This is a genomic window from Kitasatospora sp. NPDC093558 (genome assembly GCF_040683475.1).
Lineage (GTDB): Bacteria > Actinomycetota > Actinomycetes > Streptomycetales > Streptomycetaceae > Kitasatospora.
Map to the genome: position 1 here is coordinate 1 of NZ_JBFBDY010001044.1, position 1,656 is coordinate 1,656.

1 protein-coding gene is annotated in these 1,656 nt (G+C 75.4%); it reads right to left on the reverse strand.

Features of this window, described 5'->3' with window-relative positions; genetic code table 11:
• Positions 1-269: 269 nt before the first annotated feature.
• Positions 270-1,656 (reverse strand): serine/threonine-protein kinase (locus tag AB0O00_RS38290; RefSeq protein WP_363659302.1); only part of this gene is annotated, 1,387 nt, incomplete at its 5' end.

A 1,656-nucleotide genomic window follows, 5' to 3' on the forward strand; every position in this document is an offset into this window, starting at 1 on the left:
GCCCGGGTGGCCGGGGCGAGCACGGCGATGGCGGCGCCGATGCCGAGGATGAACGCCATCAGCCGCCGCTCCCCGGGGCGGCGGCACAGGCCGCGGGTCAGGACCAGCCGTGCGGCCGTCGCCAGCAGGGCGAGTGCGCAGACGAGGTAGTCGACGGTGCTGCTCAAGGGGCCGTCCGGTCGGGCTCGTTGGGATGGGGAGGAGCTGGCGGAGCGGGGGTGCGGCGACACCGAAAATCGCCCGGTCGACGGGTCGGGGAACCAGGGGCGTCAGGCGCCGCGGCGGGCCCAACGGACGTCCTGCCAGACGAAGTAGGCGATGTTGAGCAGCACCGCCGCGTGGAGCAGCCACCAGCCGGGGCCGAAGGAGACCGAGGTGTACGGCAGCAGCGAGGGCGGCACGGGCACGAAGGTGCGGGGCTCCAGCATCAGGTCGGTGGTGAGGAGGCGCACGGCGAACGCCGTGAGGCTGCCGTAGCCGAGGAGCCGTACGGCGAGGTGGCGGCGGTTCGGCAGGAGGGCGGTGCAGACGAGGCCGAGCACGCCGAGCAGCAGCCAGGGCCAGGTGAAGAGGATCCCGTAGTCGGTCGGGGGGAGGTCCGGGAAGAACCTGAACCCGAGACCCTTGCCGAGCGTGAGGTCGATCGCCGTGTCGTGGCTGCTGCCGGGCGTGACGAGGACGGTGGCGGCAATCAACAGCATGGCGACGCCGTACAGGGCCAGGACACCGAGGGGCGCGAGCAGGGACATCGGACTCCACCGCCGCGCCGGGGCCGGGGGCCGCGGAGGCGCGGGCGGAACGAACGTCGTGGCCGCGACCGTGACCGGCGCCGTCGGAGGCGCCGGCGGCTGCCGGAGGAACGCCGAGACCAGCGCGGCGGCCTGCGGGCCGGTGAGGCGGTCGTCCGGCGCCTTCGCCAGCAGGCCGTTGATCAGCGGGGCCAGCGGGCCGGCCAGCGCCATCGGCGGCGCCGTCTCGAACAGGAGCGCCGCGAGTGTGGCCGCCGGGGTGTCGCGGCGGAACGGCATCCGCCCCTCGACGGCCTGGTAGAGGGTCGCGCCGAGGGAGAACAGGTCCCCGGGCGGGGCGGCCGGGGCGCCGTGGGCGCGCTCGGGCGCGAGGTAGTCGACCGAGCCGATGAACATGCCCGAGGCGGTGAGCGCGGTCTGGTCCTGCTGCACGGCGATCCCGAAGTCGGCCAGCAGCACGCGGCCGTCGTCGGCCAGCATGATGTTCGCCGGCTTCACGTCGCGGTGGACGATGCCCGCCTCGTGCGCGGCGGCCAGGGCGGCGAGGACGGCCTGGGCGACGAGGGCGGCGTCGGTGGCCGCGAGCGGTCCGTCCCGGACGATCCGGTCCTCCAGGGAGCGGCCGACGATCAGCTGCATCACCGTCCACGGGAGACCGCCGTCCACCACGACGTCGTGCACCCCGACGACGTTCGGGTGGTCGCGCAGCCGGGCCGCGTGCCGGGCCTCCCGCTGGGCGCGGACCAGGCGCTCGTCGTGCTCCTCGGCGGAGGCGGCGGGCGGCAGCTGGACCTCCTTGACGGCGACGTCCACGCCCAGCACCTCGTCGTGGGCCTGCCACACGCTGCCGAACCCGCCGGACCCCAGGCGCCGCACGAGCCGGTAGCGCCCGCCGACCAGCCGCCCC